The 16,791-nt window shown below is 59.9% G+C and carries 17 protein-coding genes; 13 read left to right on the forward strand and 4 right to left on the reverse strand.

All coding sequences use genetic code 11. The features are described 5' to 3' along the window. Nucleotide 1: 1 nt before the first annotated feature. Nucleotides 2-1,270, reverse strand: a complete 1,269-nt coding sequence (gene waaA / locus G547_RS0113670; RefSeq protein ID WP_027330338.1) for a lipid IV(A) 3-deoxy-D-manno-octulosonic acid transferase — start codon at nt 1,268-1,270, stop codon at nt 2-4. 57 nt (nt 1,271-1,327) lie between these two features. Further along, nucleotides 1,328-2,227, reverse strand: a complete 900-nt coding sequence (locus G547_RS0113675) for a LysR family transcriptional regulator (RefSeq protein WP_027330339.1) — start codon at nt 2,225-2,227, stop codon at nt 1,328-1,330. 100 nt (nt 2,228-2,327) lie between these two features. On the opposite strand from G547_RS0113675, the gene G547_RS0113680 reads away from it, so the two are divergent. The 9 genes from G547_RS0113680 (at nt 2,328) to G547_RS0113720 (ending at nt 11,418) form a co-directional block, all read left to right on the forward strand. Continuing rightward, nucleotides 2,328-3,908: an NADH-quinone oxidoreductase subunit L gene (locus tag G547_RS0113680; RefSeq protein ID WP_027330340.1), complete on the forward strand. Its 1,581-nt coding sequence runs from the start codon at nt 2,328-2,330 to the stop codon at nt 3,906-3,908. Further along, nucleotides 3,905-6,376, forward strand: coding sequence for a YbcC family protein (locus tag G547_RS0113685; RefSeq protein ID WP_027330341.1), 2,472 nt, complete (start codon nt 3,905-3,907; stop codon nt 6,374-6,376). The genes G547_RS0113680 and G547_RS0113685 overlap by 4 nt, the downstream gene beginning before the upstream one ends. A 147-nt stretch (nt 6,377-6,523) precedes the next feature. After that, on the forward strand, nt 6,524-6,931 hold the full coding sequence (hisI, locus tag G547_RS0113690) for a phosphoribosyl-AMP cyclohydrolase (protein WP_036188725.1): 408 nt from the start codon (nt 6,524-6,526) through the stop codon (nt 6,929-6,931). Between the two features lie 30 nt (nt 6,932-6,961). Next, nucleotides 6,962-7,330 (forward strand): phosphoribosyl-ATP diphosphatase, encoded by a 369-nt coding sequence (locus G547_RS0113695; protein WP_036188728.1) that lies wholly within the window; start codon nt 6,962-6,964, stop codon nt 7,328-7,330. An 11-nt stretch (nt 7,331-7,341) separates the two neighbouring features. Beyond that, the gene (gene tatA, locus G547_RS0113700) at nt 7,342-7,614 is read left to right on the forward strand and encodes a twin-arginine translocase TatA/TatE family subunit (protein ID WP_027330344.1); all 273 of its coding nucleotides are present in this window, start codon (nt 7,342-7,344) and stop codon (nt 7,612-7,614) included. Between the two features lie 35 nt (nt 7,615-7,649). Then, nucleotides 7,650-8,135: a Sec-independent protein translocase protein TatB gene (tatB, locus tag G547_RS22785; protein ID WP_084646028.1), complete on the forward strand. Its 486-nt coding sequence runs from the start codon at nt 7,650-7,652 to the stop codon at nt 8,133-8,135. Between the two features lie 8 nt (nt 8,136-8,143). Beyond that, nucleotides 8,144-8,899: a twin-arginine translocase subunit TatC gene (gene tatC, locus G547_RS0113710; protein WP_027330345.1), complete on the forward strand. Its 756-nt coding sequence runs from the start codon at nt 8,144-8,146 to the stop codon at nt 8,897-8,899. A gap of 117 nt (nt 8,900-9,016) precedes the next feature. Next, nucleotides 9,017-10,507 carry a methyl-accepting chemotaxis protein gene (locus G547_RS0113715; RefSeq protein WP_027330346.1) on the forward strand — a complete coding sequence of 497 codons (1,491 nt, stop codon included), beginning with the start codon at nt 9,017-9,019 and terminating at the stop codon, nt 10,505-10,507. An 11-nt stretch (nt 10,508-10,518) separates the two neighbouring features. Next, a complete protein-coding gene (locus tag G547_RS0113720) occupies nt 10,519-11,418 on the forward strand; it encodes a substrate-binding periplasmic protein (RefSeq protein WP_051235470.1) in 900 nt (299 codons plus the stop codon). 42 nt (nt 11,419-11,460) lie between these two features. On the opposite strand, the gene G547_RS0113725 is transcribed toward G547_RS0113720, so the two are convergent. After that, a complete protein-coding gene (locus tag G547_RS0113725; protein WP_027330348.1) occupies nt 11,461-11,658 on the reverse strand; it encodes a DUF2061 domain-containing protein in 198 nt (65 codons plus the stop codon). A gap of 296 nt (nt 11,659-11,954) precedes the next feature. Between G547_RS0113725 and G547_RS0113730 the strand changes: the two genes are divergently transcribed. Continuing rightward, nucleotides 11,955-12,728, forward strand: a complete 774-nt coding sequence (locus tag G547_RS0113730; protein WP_027330349.1) for an EAL domain-containing protein — start codon at nt 11,955-11,957, stop codon at nt 12,726-12,728. Nucleotides 12,729-12,901: 173 nt separating this feature from the next. Beyond that, complete coding sequence (gene cfa / locus G547_RS0113735; RefSeq protein WP_051235472.1) at nt 12,902-14,080, forward strand: cyclopropane fatty acyl phospholipid synthase; 1,179 nt, start codon at nt 12,902-12,904, stop codon at nt 14,078-14,080. Nucleotides 14,081-14,178: 98 nt separating this feature from the next. On the opposite strand, the gene G547_RS21535 is transcribed toward cfa, so the two are convergent. Continuing rightward, nucleotides 14,179-14,976, reverse strand: a complete 798-nt coding sequence (locus G547_RS21535; RefSeq protein WP_157209883.1) for a class I SAM-dependent methyltransferase — start codon at nt 14,974-14,976, stop codon at nt 14,179-14,181. Nucleotides 14,977-15,061: 85 nt separating this feature from the next. Here G547_RS21535 and G547_RS0113745 point away from each other — a divergent pair, with 85 nt between their 5' ends. Together G547_RS0113745 and G547_RS0113750 are read left to right on the forward strand one after the other, a co-directional pair. After that, nucleotides 15,062-16,204, forward strand: a complete 1,143-nt coding sequence (locus G547_RS0113745) for a DnaT-like ssDNA-binding domain-containing protein (protein WP_027330351.1) — start codon at nt 15,062-15,064, stop codon at nt 16,202-16,204. Next, the gene (locus tag G547_RS0113750) at nt 16,116-16,787 is read left to right on the forward strand and encodes a replication protein P (protein ID WP_027330352.1); all 672 of its coding nucleotides are present in this window, start codon (nt 16,116-16,118) and stop codon (nt 16,785-16,787) included. The genes G547_RS0113745 and G547_RS0113750 overlap by 89 nt, the downstream gene beginning before the upstream one ends. Nucleotides 16,788-16,791: the final 4 nt, after the last annotated feature.

Consider the following 16,791-nt stretch of genomic DNA (forward strand, 5'->3'; position numbering starts at 1 on the left):
TTTAAAAGTAGCGTCGGATCAGGTTCAGGGTTTTCTCCAGCGCGCCGCGATTGGCTTCTGCCACTTCTCGCGCAGCGTGACCCCGAGCGCTGCGCAGTTCATCGATATCCAGCAATTCAATGACCGCTTCCGATAATTCGCTGGCGTTGCCCACGGTTTTAAGGGCGCCGGCATCGGAGAGCAGCTTACAGACTTCGGCAAAGTTGAACTGGCTGGGCCCGCTTAACAGCGGCAGGCCCCAGGCGGCAGCCTCCACCAGATTGTGCCCGCCATTGGGAATCAGGGAGCCGCCGACGAAGGCCAGGTCGCTCGCCCCGTACATGGCCAGCAGCTCTCCCATCACATCACCCACCAGGACCGAAATCTCCGCTCCGACCGCCGAATCCTCGCTGCGGCGCGCGACGCTGAAACCGCGCTCGCGACTGAGTTCGACCACCGAGTCGAATCGTTCCGGGTGGCGGGGCACCAGTACCAGCAGCGGGTTGGTCGCCATCTGGGCCCGAACCCGGGCAAACGCATCGAGGACCACTTCGTCCTCACCACGATGGGTGCTGGCGGCAACCCAGACCGGCCGGCCCGGCTCTGGACGCCACTGCCGACGCAGGGCTTCCGCCTGCCGGCGCACACTGTCGTCCAGCGTCAGATCAAACTTGATGTTCCCGGTGATATGGGTCGCCTCCGGCCGCAGGCCGAGCTCCTGAAACCGTTCGGCATCCGCCCGGTTTTGAATACCCGCTTCGGTCAACTGCCGCAGCATGGGCCGGGTCAGCGCCGAAAAGCGGCTGTAACCGCGAGCGGAACGCTCGGAGAGCCTGCCGTTTATCAACAGTGTCGGGATTTCACGACGGTGGCAGGCCGCCACCAGGTTGGGCCAGAGTTCGGTTTCCATCATCAGCAGCAGCCGAGGCTCAACCGCGCGCAAAAAACGGTTTACCGCGCCAGGCAAGTCGAGCGGGGCATAGACATGATAGACCCGATCACCAAACAGCGCCGAGACCCGCTCGGAACCCGTGGGCGTGGTTGTGGTGATCAGTAAGGCAATGTTGGGTTCCTGCTCGAGGGCCCGAATCAGAGGTTGAGCCGCCAATACTTCACCCACCGACGCCGCGTGCAGCCACAACAGTGTTCTGTCCGTGCGCACCGGCTCCACCGCGCCCAACCTCTCCCGCCAACGTTGCCGCCAGGCGGGATTACCCCGCGCCAGCCACAGCAGGCGCAGTAATAACAACGGCATCAACAAATACAACAGCAGAGAATACAACCAGCGCATGCGTACAACCCTAAACCTCGTGACCGCCACAGGATACCACTCCCACCCGGGCGACCGCTAAGTCAGCTCTTTCAGCGGGCGAGCGAGTAACTCCGACACCAGGCTGGGCATGAACTCCCGGGGCAGCGTGATGGCGTAAAAGTTTTCGTACACATTGGGCAGCCGCTCAAAGCGCCTCAACCGCCCTTGCTCCAACTCGTCTTTCACCACCACCTCGGGCAATACACTCAGCGCCCCACTGTCGCGAGCCAGCAGCCGCAACATGGCCATATCATCGGCCTCGGCGAGAATATCCGGGCGATATTGGTGAAGACTGCAATAGCCGTCAAAGCCGCGGCGTATCTCGTGATGCTCCCCGGGCAACACCCAGCGCAGACCGTCATAGCCTTCGGGGAAGGCGGCGGCTGGCTCGCACTGAGGCGGGCCGATGATCGACAGTGGCTGGCGTGCCAATAGCTGACTCTGCCAGGCGGCCTCCGGCGAACCGGACGGTTGCAGCTGGGTGTTGGTCAGCACCACATCAAACTCGTGCCGGGCCAGGCCGTCGAGCAGGTTGGCCAAACCCCGAGCGTGCAGGCTGAAGTGCACTTTCCGATCCGTGCGGTTGAGCAACGGCTCGATGAACCCCTCAATAAAGTTGCGCGACATACTGGAAAGCATGCCAATGCGAAGGCGCTGATACTCAGGCTCAATGCCCCGGCTGATCAGCGACTCCAGCTCCTCCCCTTTGGCAAAAATGACCTCGGCGTAGTTGAACACCTGCCGCCCCGCTTCGGTCAGCACCAGAGCCCGGTTGCGCCGCTCGAACAGCGGTTTGCCCATCCGCTCCTCCAACTGGCGAATCTGCGCTGAAAGGGCGCTTTGGGACACATGCAGTAATTCGGCGGTTCGGGTGAGGTTGCCCTCGGCCGCCACCCGCCAGAAGTAATACAGGTGATGGTAGTTGAGTCGGCTCATATCATTCTTTTTTAGTGAACAATTGGTCAATTTATATCTATTTTACTTGAAACAAGCTCTGCCGGATACTTTGCGCTCCATTCATCAACGGAGCGATTCAATGAGTTGGAGCCCCCTGTTACCGACCCTCTTACTCTCTCTGGTGCCAGCCACCTTGGCGCTGGGCGCCCTCATCGGCGCACGACAGAACCCGGCACGCGCCTGGCATATCGCCCGAAACACGACCCTGACCGCTCTGCTGCTGTCGGCGGCCCTGCTGGTATTTGGGCTACTGGACGCACTGCCAGCGGACTCCGCCTGGTGGCAAGCCGCGCCGCTGAACCTGATCATGCTGTTGCTCGCCAACTTCATCGGCTTTGTGGTGGTGCGCTACAGCGCCACCTATTTGCAAGGCGAGCCCCGGGAGCAACGCTTTGTCGGACTCGTACAGGCCGTGTTCGCGGCGGTCAGCGTGACGGTGCTCAGCAATCACCTCCTGCTGTTTCTGGCGGCCTGGTTGGGCATCAGTCTGGCCATGCATCAACTGTTAATGTTCTATCCCGATCGCCCTCGGGCCGCTCTCGCCGCCCATAAAAAATTCCTGTTCGCTCGTGCTGCCGAGCTGTGTGCACTGGTGGCCTTTGCCCTGCTTTACCTCCACCACGGTAGCGCTCAGATCAGTACGATCGTGCAAGCCTACCCCGGCCCCACTGGCGCTCTATCGGCCAGCGAGCAGGTCGCGGCCTGCCTGCTCGCCCTGGCGGCGCTGATCAAATGCGCCCAACTGCCACTACACGGCTGGCTGATTCAGGTGGTCGAGGCACCGACACCGGTCTCGGCGGCATTGCACGGCGGGGTGATCAATCTTGGCGGCTACCTTTTATTGCTGTTCTCTCCCCTTCTGCTGCAGTCCGCCCCGGCCCAGGCGCTGGTGCTGGTCGTAGCCGGCATCAGCAGCGTGCTGGCGGCGTTGATCATGATGACGCGCGTCAGCATCAAGGTTCGCCTGGCCTGGTCCACCAGTGCCCAGATGGGGCTCATGCTGGTGGAGATCGCGCTGGGTCTGGTGGAGCTGGCCCTGCTGCATCTGCTGGCGCACTCCTGTTACAAGGCCTACGCCTTCCTCAGTTCCGGGGAGGCGGTGCAACAAAACCTGCAACGACGCCAAGCCCCTTCCGTGCGCCCTTCCGCGGCCCAGTGGCTGGGAGCCGGAGCGCTGAGTCTCGCAATGGTGGCAGGCTTGGGTGTACTTGTCCGAGCCAACACCGACTCATCAGCCTTCGACGCCTTCAGCCCCTGGGTGCTGATGACCCTCGCGCTGACCGCCCTGTTGGCGGAGCGGCGCAGCCGACAGGCACCCGACTCTGGCGTCGCGTTTTTCGCACTGGCCGCATTGATTGTGACCGCTTACTTCGCTCTGAAGTCGCTCTTTGCAACGCTCTTACCCGCCCATGACTACACGCCCTCGCTCTGGGCCGACCTCTGGATCAGCACACTGTTTGTTCTGCTGTTTGTTGGCTACGCTCTGCAGCGCTATGGGCTGCACCGTCGCCGGATTCAGGCTCTGAACATCTATTTCTACGCGGGTTTTTACCTGGATGAGTGGGTCACCAAAACCACGCTAAGGCTCTGGCCCCACAAGCTGCCCGGCCGTATTCGGGCCAAACAACTGCAACCGGCGTCTCAGGAGGTGTCCTCATGACCGCACACGAAAAAGCCTCTATCGAACAGGCAACCGAAACAAGCCTCGCCCTCGATGGTCTGACGCCCGCTCAAGAACGGGCCCTTGAGCGGGCCTGCGCCAGCGTGGCGCCGAGCTGGCCACTGGACCGCTTGATCGCCGTCAGCCCTTTCTGGGCCATGCGCGACGAACGTTTCCAGGAGGTTGCTGCCCGGCTTTCAGCACTGGCCTACACCCATTGTCTGATGCCTCCGAGCCATTATCTGGATCGGTGGCAGCGAGGCCTGATCACCGAAGCGCATTTGACGCTCGCCGCCGAGCAGCTCGACTATCAAGGCGGCTACCGCAATCTGCTTGAGGTAGTGAAGACATTGAGCCGGCTGCCCCACTGGCACAACATCAGTGACCTGGTTGACGCGCGCCGGGACCGACAACACAAAATGGCCTGGCGGGATGAGATCACTCACCAGATCAGTCAGTTTTGCGCGGCTTATTTTCAAGAGGATGGTCCGCTCAATCCCGAACGTCTGAGTATTGAGCCATCCCAGAGCCTTTACCAGCACTGGCTGACCGTCACCCACATGGACCGGGGGATTGCCATCCTGATGGATGAGCCGGGGCTCGACCGATACCTCCGCAACCTGCCCCAGACCGAGGACGGGTTATTCCGGGCCGCCATTGAAGAACTGGGGATCGAAGCCAGTCGGCTGGGCGACTATGCCCAGGCATTGCTTCTGGATATCAACGGCTGGGCCGCCTGGGTGGCCTATCAGGACTGGCAGGAGGCACTGGCCAACCCTGACACCGCAACAGGCTCGGCCTCCATGCGCAGCCTGCTCGCCATTCGGCTGGCCTGGGAGCTGGTGCTGTGGCGCTATACCGCCAACGAACGGCCGGATCAGGCTGAACGCCTGCGCACCCTCTGGCAACGGGAGCTAGAGGAGGTGCCGGAATTGCTCGAGCGCCACCGGCGCGCCCAGCAGCCACTGTGGGTGTGGCAAACCGCTGCTGAACTGGCCTACCAACAGCCACTGCAGCAAGCGTTGAGCGACTCGGTAAGGACCTCACCCCCGGCGACCACCGAGCCGGCGCTACAGGCGGTATTCTGCATAGATGTGCGCTCCGAGCCACTGCGTCGGGCGCTGGAGCAGCAGAGCGGGGCCATCCAGACGCTCGGCTTTGCGGGCTTTTTCGGCCTGCCGCTGAGTTACTGCCCCGCCGGCGCGTCGCTGGCACAGCCGCACTTGCCGGGGCTGCTGGCACCACAAATCACACTGAAAGACGAATCCCTTCAGGGAGCCCGGCGTTCAGCGCAAAAGCTGAACTGGCGGGCGCGCCTTCAGGAGTGGAGCCAGACCGCGACGACCACCTTCACCGCTGTGGAGGCTGGGGGTCTGCTGTACGCCGGCAAACTGTTGCGCCGCTCTCTTGCCCCCAAAGCCACGCACGCCCCGCAGACCGTGGAATCACTGACCTGGCAGTGGCGAGAGACGGGCAAACCACTGAGCATCGCGGACAAGGCTGAGATTGCCCATACCGTATTGAGCGCCATGGGGCTGACCGAGCGGTTCGCACCGCGGATTCTGTTAGTCGGACATGGCAGCCACAGCAGCAACAACCCCCACGCGGCCGGTCTGGAGTGTGGGGCCTGCGGCGGTCAATCCGGGGAGGTGTCGGTGCGGGCCCTCGCCCAGCTACTCAACGACCCCGCCATTCGGAGCGCACTGGCCGAGGCCGGCATTGAAATTCCAGCACAGAGCCGTTTTGTGCCAGCGTTGCACCACACCATCACGGACCGGATCGAGCTTCTGGAAGACCGCGAGGGGCTCCCCCAAACCCAACAACAGTGGCTTGAACAGGCCAGCAACCAGGCGCGGCGCGCACGGGCAGTGTCCCAAGGGCTGGCACCGGACGATGCGACGCTCTCCGATAGGCTCGAGCGGCGAGGCGCGGACTGGTCCCAAACCCGCCCGGAGTGGGGCCTGGCCAACAACGCCAGTTTTATCGTCGCGCCGCGTTCAGTCACCGCGCCCCTCGACCTGGAGGGGAGGAGCTTCCTGCACGATTACGACTGGCGCACCGACCGCGATTTCCAGCGTCTGGAGTTGATCATGACCGCCCCCATGGTGGTGACACACTGGATCAACATGCAGTACAACAGCTCGACTCTGGATAACCGCAAGTTCGGCAGCGGCAATAAGGTGCTGCACAATGTGGTGGGAGGCCACATCGGCGTGTTTGAAGGCAACGGCGGCGATCTGCGTATCGGGCTGCCCCTGCAGTCGCTGCACAACGGAGAGCGCTGGATGCACGAACCCTTGCGCCTGAGCGTCTATCTGGCGGCGCCACAAGAGGCGATCGAGTCGGTCATCCAGCGTCACGACACCCTCCGGTCGCTGGTGAACAATGGCTGGCTATACATCTTCCAGTTGAATGACCAGGACGGAGACATTCATCGGTATGCTCAGGATCGCTGGACAGCGGCCTAACTCCCGCCGGAGCCAGGGACGGCCCCTTCCTGTGCCCCGGAGCTCTGCGACTGAAAGGCCCGGAGGCATTCGTTTGGGCGAGTCGTGACGCCATCTGTGCTGGCCTGCTACACTTCGGCTCCCACTCAGCACACAGCAAGGCCACGCATGTCCGAAAACAGCTCACCAAATATCACCGAAGAATCGCTCGAACAGGTAGAATGGACCGCGGACGGCCTCGCCCCCGCGATTGCCCAGGATGCCGATACCGGACGAATACTGATGATGGCGTGGGTGAACCGCGAGGCGCTGGCATTGAGTGCCCGCGAAGGCCGTGCGGTGTACTGGTCCCGCTCGCGCCAGCAGTTGTGGCGAAAGGGCGAAAGTTCCGGGCATGTGCAGGAGCTGAAAGGCATTTATCTGGACTGCGACGGCGATGCCATCGTCTTCAAAGTGAAACAGCTCGGCGGCATTGCCTGTCACACCGGCCGGGAGTCCTGTTTTTTCCGTGAGCTGCACGATGGCCAGTGGCAGACCGTGGACCCGGTATTGAAAGACCCGAAAGACATTTACTGACCCACAAACGCACCCTGACAGAAAGGCTTGATGCGACCAGTGAACACAGCGATACAGACCAAAAACGTCCTGGCGGAGTTGACCCAGGTATTGGAGGCCCGCAAACAGGCGGCCGACCCCACCTCCTCCTATGTGGCGAGCCTGCACGCCAAGGGCCTGAACAAGATTCTGGAAAAGGTGGGCGAGGAGTGCACCGAAACCATATTGGCGGCCAAGGATGCCGAGGCCGGAGGCGACCGTGAGCATCTGATTGCGGAAACCGCCGATCTTTGGTTCCACAGTCTGGTCATGTTGTCGCATTTGGGCGAGAATGCAGACGCCGTGCTCCTTGAGCTGGCTCGGCGCTTTGATTTATCCGGCCACGCTGAAAAAGCCGCGCGGGCCCACACTGATAAGTAGAGGAAAAGGTTATGGGATTTGGTGGTATTGGCATCTGGCAATTACTGATCATTCTCGCCATTGTGGTGCTGCTGTTTGGTACCAAACGCCTGAGCAGCATCGGCACCGACCTGGGCAAGGCAATCAAGGGCTTCAAGAAATCCGTGAAAGATGACGACGCGGAAGCCTCGACCGAGTCGGACGACGGCGAAGACAGCAACGCCAAGCGCAACGTCGAAGACAAGACCGAAGGCACCGAGAAGCAATCGGAAAAAGCCTCCGCCGACGATAAAACCCGGCATTGATTCCCTTATGACTGCTGTTGATGAAGGACGCCTGAGTGTTTGATATCGGCTTCTTTGAGCTGCTGATCATCGCCATCGTCGGTCTGGTGGTGATAGGCCCCGAACGCCTCCCCGAAGCCGCTCGCGCCGTAGGCTTGTGGATTGGCCGACTAAAACGCAGCCTGCGCGACACCCGTAGCGAGCTGGAGCGGCAGCTGGGCGCTGACGACATCCGACGCCAACTGCACAATGAGGAAGTCATGCGCAGCCTGGAAGCCACCCGAATGCAGGTGGAGGACGCGGTCAATGAAGGCGGGATGAACAAGCCCAAGCGGCAGTACCGGGAAGAGCCCGAGCTGCCCGATCACGCCCACAGCGAGGAGCAGGACCGCTCAAAAGATACCGCTGAATCCTCGGCCCACACGCGGGATACCCAAAGTGGTGAAGCCAACACCGCCGCCGAGCCGGCGCAGGCCCCCGAAACAGACACCGCCGAGCCGGACGAACCCGACACCGACAAACCGCGCCATCCGTCTTCCTGAGCCCGAGCATGACCGTAACCTCGACTGACAAAGAACTACCGCTGGTCCAGCATCTGATTGAACTGCGCAACCGACTGCTGCGCATCGTGGTGATTGTGCTGGTGATTTTTGCCGGTCTGTTCTACTTTGCCAACGACATTTACAGCATGACGGCAGCGCCGTTGCAGAAATTCCTGCCGGAAAGCACCGGCATGATCGCCACTGATGTCACCTCCCCGTTTCTGGCGCCGTTCAAGCTGACGCTGTTTGTGGCGGTGCTGCTGTCAGCGCCGTTTATCCTCCACCAGATCTGGGCCTTTATCGCCCCCGGCCTCTACAAGCATGAGAAACAGCTGGCGGTGCCTCTACTGGCCTCCAGCGTGGTGCTGTTCTACGGTGGTATGGCGTTTGCGTACTTTGTCGTTTTCCCGCTCATTTTCGGCTTTTTTACCAGTGTCGGCCCGGAAGACGTCGCGGTGATGACCGATATTTCCAGTTACCTGGATTTCGTTCTCAAGTTGTTTTTTGCGTTTGGCGTGGCCTTTGAAATCCCGATCGCCACCATCCTGATGATCCACGCCGGCATTATTACCCCCGATGGCATTGCCCAAAAACGACCCTATGTAGTGGTGGGCTGCTTTGTGCTGGGCATGATCCTGACGCCACCGGACATCATCTCTCAAACCCTGCTCGCGGTGCCCATGTGGCTGCTGTTTGAAGTCGGGGTATTCTTCGGGCGCCTCGTCTACCGGCGAGACCGGCGGCGTGAAGAGGCCGAAGACTAGCCAGGCAATAAACTCCATTCATTGAGCGTCAAAGTATCGCCGCTGTACTTTTGGCGCCCATATGCTATAAATAGTGAAAATCACTATAAGCTACATAGTCCGCTTGGGGTTGCCTGAATGTTACGTTCACTGTCCACCAAACTCATGGTCGCCATGACGGCCCTGATGCTCACCGTTGCCGCTCTGATCATGGCCGTCAGCTATTACACCATCTCGGCTCAACAGCAGGCCACGTTTGAGCAGGAGGTGCAGAGCAACATCGAGCTGATCCACTCTTCCTTGCTTGAACCCGCGTTTGCCTACGACTTCCAGCAAATCGAAGCCATTGCCCAGTCTCTGGTCAATACCGCGCTGATCGAACGGCTGGTGGTCACCGATCACCGCGGCAAGGCGTTGGCGGAAGCCGGCAACCCCGGAAGCGGAGATGCCGAGCGGTTGCGTCGCACCGGCCTGGAGATCGTGCGGGACGGCGATGTGATCGGCCGATACGATGTGGTGTTTTCCTCCGCGCAAATGCAGACGGTTCTCTCCAACCAGGTCACCATGGGTTTGGCCATTGTGATCGCCCTGATACTGGCCGTGTTGGTTACCCTCGCGATACTAACCCGGCGCATTATCGTTCGGCCCCTGAACCTGATTTCCGACAATCTGGCGGCCATCGCCCAGGGCGGTGGAGATCTGACCCGTCGCCTACCCACCGACAGCGGGGATGAGATCGCTCACTTGGCACACAATTACAACCGAGTGATCGAACAGATCGCGTCCATTATCGGTGGCGTGGTTGAGCTCACCCATACCTTTGACGGGCATGTTCGGCAAATGAGCGGCGCCTCTGACGATACCGCCCACTCTAGCGAACAACAGTTGCGAGAACTGGAACAGGCTTCAGCCGCCCTCAACCAACTGGCCGCCTCCGCCGAGCAGGTCGCCCGTTCCTCCGGTGAGACCGCCGAACGGACCCGCGACACCCAGAAAGCCTCCGAGGAGGGCTCTCAGGTGGTGCGCACCTCGCAGGCCAACATTCAACGGCTAACCACGCAGATTGAGGCCACCGCCCACAAAATTGATTCGCTCAAGGCCAGCAGCCAGAACATCGGCAAAGTCGTTGAAGTGATCCGGGCCATTGCCGAGCAGACCAACCTGCTGGCCCTGAATGCCGCCATTGAGGCCGCGCGCGCGGGGGAGCAGGGTCGGGGCTTTGCCGTGGTGGCCGATGAAGTGCGAACGCTGGCACAGCGCACACAATCCTCCACCGAGGAGATTGAAGAGATCGTGGGACAACTGCAGTCCGACGCTGATCAAGCCCACGATGCCATGGCCGAAAATACCCGCTGGGCCGAAGAAACAGTGGCAACCGGAAAGCGGGTGGAAGCCGTTCTCGATAGCATCCAAGGGCACGTCACCACCATCAATGACATGAACCACCAGGTGGCGACCGCCGCGGAGGAGCAAAGCTCCGTGGCCAACGAGGTCAACCAATTCATTACCGCCCTGTCCTCACTGTCCGAAAAAGTATCGGACCACGCTCACACCATGCGCTCCAGCTCTTCCGAACTGCTTCAGGAGAACAACGAGCTGCAGGAGCGGATGCACAAATTCAAGATCTGAGGTTGTCAGCCATGTTGTCGCTCTTTTCGGTTTGTAAACGCGTTCCGGCACCCGGCCTGAAAGCCCTGTCGGCCGTTACCCTGACACTGCTACTCGGCGGCACCGGGCTCTGCGCCTCAGCCCAGACCGTTCTGCGGGTCAACCAGACAGACCACCCACTGGATGCCTACGCCGTGGGCGCGCTGAGAGTTGCCCTGGAATACATGGAGGGCGACTATCAAGTGGAGGTGGCCGACGACCCCATTACGCAGACGCGTGCAATCGAGCGCCTGGAAACGGACCAGATGGATGTCATGTGGCTGTCCTCGAACCGGGAGGTCGAAGAGCGGTTGTTGCCCATCCGCTTCCCGCTACTCAAAGGGCTGCTCGGATACCGGATATTTATCATCAACCCCGAACGACAGGCCCGCTTCGACCAAGTCGAGAGCTTTGAGGACCTCAAGCAACTGACATTTGGGCAGGGCGCCGGGTGGCCGGACATCAAGGTTTTGGAAAGCAACGGCTTGGAAGTGATCACCACCAGTAAGTACGACAACCTGTTTTACATGGTCGAAGGGGGCCGCTTCGACGCCTTCCCCCGCGGCGTGCTGGAGCCCTGGACAGAGCTGGAAGCCCACCCGGACCTACCCTTGACGGTAGAGGAAAATCTGGTGCTGGTATACAAACTGCCTTTCTACCTGTTCGTCAGTCGCGACAAGCCGGAATTGGCGCAAGCCATTCAAGAGGGACTGGATCAGGCATTGGCTTCAGGCCGCTTCGACGAGTACTTTTACGGTACCGATATGATTGAAGACGCACTGACCCGTTCCAACCTGAAAAACCGCCAGCCCTTTCCGCTTGAAAACCCGTCCCTGAGCGAGGAAACACCGCTGGAGAGGGACGACTACTGGCTGACGCTGGACGACCTTTGACCAAGCACCGGGACACGCCCGGACTGGCTTCAAAATTGTCAGCTAAGCAGCGCCCGGCACTATTTTGGATCTATTTTCCAGACGTTTCCACACCAGCTCGTGGAAATGGAACGCCACCGTATTGATCGCCGGCTCTATCAGGGCCACTGCGCCCCCTACGACCCAGCTACCGGTCAGTACGTAGGCGACACAAAACGCTACACTGAAGTGGAGCACAGCAAACGTCGCTGTCTTTCTCATGGTGGTCACCTCTTCGGGATCGTTAAACGGACGGGTAAATCAGAGACTTACCCCATACCGCTGATAATAATGATTCCCATTCATTTATAAAACTTAATTTAAAACATAGCCCTGATAGTCTGAGCCTAATATAATAGTGCTATTGGCGCATTTTTACACTTTTTGTCGGTTGGGCTGGCGCGCCCGCCGTTGAGTTTGGCTATACTAAGGGGCACCTGCCTCTACTGAGACCGGGACCGACTGAACAAAAGAGAGGCCCAAAGAGCGCCTCCGAACGCAAGCAAGGGCTAGATTTCATGTCAGATTCTGAACCACAGACGGCCAGCGGCTGCAGCCGCTGCAGGGACCTGCCGTCGTTACCATTTGATTTCACCATGGCATTTCAGCCGATTGTCGATATCGGAACGCGCGAGGTTTTTGCCTATGAAGCGTTGGTCCGGGGCGTCAACGGAGAAGGTGCCTACGACATTCTCAACCAAGTTACCGACGACAACCGCTATCAGTTCGACCAGGCCTGTCGGGTCAAGGCGATTGAGCTCGCGGCGAGGCTTAATATCCGTTGCGGTTTGAGCATCAACTTCCTGCCGAATGCCGTGTACGAGCCCAAGAGCTGTATCAAGGCGACCCTGGACGCCGCCGAGCGATATCAATTTCCCTGTGATCGCATCATTTTTGAAGTCAATGAATCCGAGCCCGTGGGCGATGCGGGTCATCTTGAGCGAATATTCAAAGAATATCATGCTCAGGGCTTCACCACCGCCATTGACGATTTTGGCGCTGGACATGCGGGCCTGAACCTGTTGGCGGACTTCCAGCCGGGAATCATCAAGCTGGATATGGCCTTGATCCGGAACATCGACAGCAACAAAATCCGTCAGTCCATTGTGCGGGGGGTCTGTAATACCTGCGACGAGTTCGGCATCAAGGTGATCGCCGAAGGCGTAGAGACGGTGGGCGAACTGGCCGCACTGCGTGGCATCGGCATCCGGTTCTTTCAAGGCTACTTGCTCGCCCGGCCCGCTGTGGAACAGCTGCCGGAGGTGAATTACCCGGCCCTGGATGCCAACTGAAACCACTATTTCAGTTGACAATTACCATAATTACTTTTATCTATTGGATTACACCGCCCGAAGCTTTTAGGTTCTAAAAAGGGCCTGACCGACTGTGGCGGTGAGACTGCAGTACCAGCGGATCAGCGCAGTGCCGCCACCCTGTACCCTCACCCACAGGAGTATGATGGATTATGGCGAACAACACAGTAGCAGCCGAACGAGCGGAAAAGGTGCCTCACAAGCGCACTGCCGCCGAGGATTTTTTTATCAAGCTAGCCGCCGAGGCCGATATCCGGATTAATGGCGACCGCCCCTGGGACATACGCGTTTACGACCCCTCATTCTTGTCTCGAGCCCTCTCCTCAGGAGCGCCGCTGGCATTTGCCGAGGCCTATATGGACGGGCTTTGGGACTGCGAACGCATTGACGAAATGATGACCCGCGTCCTGCAGGCTCATCTTGAAAGGAAACTACGTAAGTTCGGCACCCTTGAGCTGCTGAAAGCCTACCTCAGTGCCGCCGTCATCAATAAACAAGACCCCAACCGGGCCTTCAAAGTTGGCGAGGTGCACTACGACATCGGTAACGATCTGTACCGACGCATGCTCGACTCACGCATGATTTACAGCTGCGGCTACTGGGCCAACGCCAGTAACCTTGAAGAGGCCCAATATCAGAAGCTGGATTTGATCTGTCGCAAACTCAAGCTCGAACCGGGCATGACGCTCCTGGACATCGGCTGCGGCTGGGGCGGCCTGGCAGAGTTTGCCGCCCGCCACTACGGGGCTCACGTTACCGGCATTACCATTTCCAAAGAGCAGCAAAAGCTCGCCCAGGACCACTGCAAAGGGCTTCCCGTGGAGATTAAACTGGTCGACTATCGCGCTTTGGAAGGACAGTTCGACCGCATCGTCTCCGTGGGCATGTTCGAGCACGTGGGCCACAAGAATTACCGTACCTATTTCGAGGCCGCCAGCCGGTTGCTGGCCGACGACGGCCTGTTCCTTTTGCACACCATTGGCACCGACCGGGAGCAGAACGGCGTTGACCCCTTTATCGAGAAGTATATTTTCCCCAATGGGGAAATCCCCTGTCGCCGCCTGATCAACGACAGCAGCCTCGGGTTGCTCCGCCTGGAAGACTGGCACAACTTCGGCCCGGATTATGACCGGACGCTGATGGCCTGGTGGGAAAACTTTGAAAAGGCTTGGCCGGAGCTCGAAGGGGAGTACGGTCAAGGCAATTTCTACAGGATGTGGCAGTATTACCTGCTCAGTTGCGCGGCCTATTTCCGTTCGCGCGAAGGGCAATTGTGGCAGATTGTGTACAGCAAGACGGACAGCAATCGGGAATATCGCAGCTTGCGGTAGTACGGCGCTTGGGAGTCGGCGGATGCGCTTCGCTGATGCCGCCCTACAGGTCCGACGTAGGGCGGCATAAGCGAAGCGCATCCGCCGGGCCCCATCCATCAGACCAGAGCCGCGATGTACGCCAACCACCCCGGCTGGTTGTCCATTTTCTTGCGTTCGCGAAAGCTGCCGTCGGCCACGTCCCAATAAATGTGCAATTTCTTGAAACCCGCCTCCTCCAACAGCTCCCGGATTTCCACCAGGGCCCAGACGCGCCACACGTACTTGAAGGCCCGTTTCATTTCGCTGCCGTCTTTGAAACGAAAGTGGATGTAATTCACTGCTTCATTGGTCATCGGGTCGAAGCTGTGCTGATCCCAGACGTAGGTAAAACCACCGTCAATTTTACGGGCCTCTTCCATTACCTCCTGGGATTCCCAGCCGCCGTACATGTCCAGAAAGAAAACACCGTCTTTCACCAGCGATTTGCGCACCGCCTTGAAGTAGCGCAGCATTTCCTTGCGCTCCTGAAAAATCCAGTAACTGAAGTTCATGGCGTTCACCAGGTCAAACTTTTCCCGGGTGACGGTCCGCACATCGCGCTGCGCCAGGCGAACCCGGTTGCCCGGCTCGTCCAACGGGGCCAGGTTGTTGTCGATGCCCCACTGAAGCACATCGGGGTCGATATCGACTCCCAGCGCCGTTCGCTTTTTGTGGCTGTCGACCCATTCACCACACAGCAACGCCGTACCGCAGAAATCCTCCCGCATCGAGAACGGGCGGCGTTTGCGCAGCTTTTTGAAGGTCTTGTCAAAGAACTCCACTTCGAATTCCGGCGCCTGAACACTGCGCTGATACAGATCGTGACGATCCGAGTTTCGAGCGGTAAAACGTGGCTTGGACTTGTTCTTCGGCAAAATGACCTCCGGCCTTCCCAGACGCAAAAGCGCTATAATAACAGCCCAATGCACCCCGGCCACAAACAGTGCTAAAGTAGCGCCCATGACGTCATCCCTGATTTCAGAAAAACCCCTCCTGTTTTCGCCCTCCCTGGCTGCCACCATTGGCCTGGAGGAGGCGATTCTGCTCAGCGCCCTGAACGACGTCGCGCATTACCTGCCCGGTCAGTACCGGCAGGGGCATCACTGGCATCGGCTGGAGGGGGCGCAACTGGAGAACCTGCTGCCCTTCTGGAACGACCTTGATCTGCAGCGAGTGAGCAAAAGCCTGCGAGACAAGGGCATCATCTTGCTCGACTCCGCGCCCTACAGTGAAAGTCGCCAGTTGCACTTCGCCTTCAACGAAGGTGCCCATGAGCAGGCCGGCGCTTCGCCTCAAACCCCACCGTCACCCCCGCCTGGACCGAGCGGTCCGGCCACCGGCGCCAACCGGATCGGCCCCGGTTGGCAGCCCGACCGGGAGCTGATGCGGCACATTGCCCAGCACAATATTCCCGAACACTTCGTTCGGGAGCAGCTGCCGGAGTTCATCGCCTACTGGCGCGAACGGGGGGAGAGCCATCACGCCTGGGGCGCCAAGTTCCTGAAGCATTTGCTGCGCCAGTGGCGCGAGGCCCAGACCGAACACCAGAGCCGGCGGGATCACGAGGCCGCCATGCACAGCCAGTGGCGCCCCAGCCGGGATGCCCTTGAGGTGCTGGTCAAGCACGCCAATATCAGCCTGGCCTTTATTGAGGACGCCATTCCGGAATTTGTGCTTTACTGGAAGGAAAGAGGCGACGTGGGCCGCACCTGGAACAGCAAGTTCATCCAGCACGTCAAACGCCAGTGGCTCAGGTATAATGCGGCCCTGGAGCACGATACCGAGCCCCGTCGGATTCCCGAGGACTGGCAGCCCAGCCGGGATGTATACGACGTCCTGAAGCTGGCCAATATCGATCTGGCCTTCGCCCAGAGGCAGGTGCCGGAGTTCGTGCTCTACTGGCGCGACAGCAACCAAGTGCACAGCTCCTGGAACACCAAGTTCCTGCAGCATGTGAAGTTCCACTGGGCGCGCCAACACGCACTGACCACCGACAACGCACAGGCAGGCCAAGATGCAAGACAGCAAGACTCTCGTCGAGCAGGCACAACACGCGATCGCAGCCTCGTCCAAGACCTCACCGACCGAAGCTGGGCCCGGTGAGCGGGCGCGCCAACCCGCGACCGATGCACACATCGACGCCCTGAACGAGGCATTCGCGCTGTTTCGCATCAACTATCACAATCAGTACTACAAGGCCTACAGCGACACCCAGGTACTCAACCAGATCAAAAAGCTCTGGTTGGACAGCCTCACCCAATTCGAGCCCGAGACACTTCGCCGAGGTGCCCGCAAGGTCATCGAGGAGTCGGAGTTTCTGCCCACGCTCAACCGGATGATTCGCGCCTGTCAGGGTGATCCAGAGAGTTACGGGCTGCCCGACACCCACAGCGCCTATGTGGAAGCCTGCCGCGCGCCCAGCCCGAAGGCCGCCCAGCGCTGGAGTCACCCGGCGGTGTACCACGCCGGCCTCGCCAGTGACTGGTTTTTCCTTGCCAGTAGCCCCGAGAGAGTGGCCTTCCCCGTGTTCGAACGACACTACCAACGGCTGTGTGAGCGGGTGATGAACGGCGCTAAACTGCCGGTGCCGCAACCCCCCGCGCTGCCCGAAAGTACCGAAAAGCCGCTGTCTGCGGAAGAGAACCATAAACGTATGGAAGCGCTGCGCCGCGAGCTGGACCTCTGATCCC

Source organism: Marinimicrobium agarilyticum DSM 16975 (assembly GCF_000423345.1).
Lineage (GTDB): Bacteria > Pseudomonadota > Gammaproteobacteria > Pseudomonadales > Cellvibrionaceae > Marinimicrobium > Marinimicrobium agarilyticum.

Excerpts from the sequence above, each read along its gene's own strand:
- waaA (WP_027330338.1), bottom strand. The coding sequence starts at position 1,270 with ATGCGCTGGTTGTATTCTCTGCTGTTGTATTTGTTGATGCCGTTGTTA.
- G547_RS0113675 (WP_027330339.1), bottom strand. The coding sequence starts at position 2,227 with ATGAGCCGACTCAACTACCATCACCTGTATTACTTCTGGCGGGTGGCG.
- G547_RS0113680 (WP_027330340.1), top strand. The coding sequence starts at position 2,328 with ATGAGTTGGAGCCCCCTGTTACCGACCCTCTTACTCTCTCTGGTGCCA.
- G547_RS0113685 (WP_027330341.1), top strand. The coding sequence starts at position 3,905 with ATGACCGCACACGAAAAAGCCTCTATCGAACAGGCAACCGAAACAAGC.
- hisI (WP_036188725.1), top strand. The coding sequence starts at position 6,524 with ATGTCCGAAAACAGCTCACCAAATATCACCGAAGAATCGCTCGAACAG.
- G547_RS0113695 (WP_036188728.1), top strand. The coding sequence starts at position 6,962 with ATGCGACCAGTGAACACAGCGATACAGACCAAAAACGTCCTGGCGGAG.
- tatA (WP_027330344.1), top strand. The coding sequence starts at position 7,342 with ATGGGATTTGGTGGTATTGGCATCTGGCAATTACTGATCATTCTCGCC.
- tatC (WP_027330345.1), top strand. The coding sequence starts at position 8,144 with ATGACCGTAACCTCGACTGACAAAGAACTACCGCTGGTCCAGCATCTG.
- G547_RS0113715 (WP_027330346.1), top strand. The coding sequence starts at position 9,017 with ATGTTACGTTCACTGTCCACCAAACTCATGGTCGCCATGACGGCCCTG.
- G547_RS0113720 (WP_051235470.1), top strand. The coding sequence starts at position 10,519 with ATGTTGTCGCTCTTTTCGGTTTGTAAACGCGTTCCGGCACCCGGCCTG.
- G547_RS0113725 (WP_027330348.1), bottom strand. The coding sequence starts at position 11,658 with ATGAGAAAGACAGCGACGTTTGCTGTGCTCCACTTCAGTGTAGCGTTT.
- G547_RS0113730 (WP_027330349.1), top strand. The coding sequence starts at position 11,955 with ATGTCAGATTCTGAACCACAGACGGCCAGCGGCTGCAGCCGCTGCAGG.
- cfa (WP_051235472.1), top strand. The coding sequence starts at position 12,902 with ATGGCGAACAACACAGTAGCAGCCGAACGAGCGGAAAAGGTGCCTCAC.
- G547_RS0113745 (WP_027330351.1), top strand. The coding sequence starts at position 15,062 with ATGACGTCATCCCTGATTTCAGAAAAACCCCTCCTGTTTTCGCCCTCC.
- G547_RS0113750 (WP_027330352.1), top strand. The coding sequence starts at position 16,116 with ATGCAAGACAGCAAGACTCTCGTCGAGCAGGCACAACACGCGATCGCA.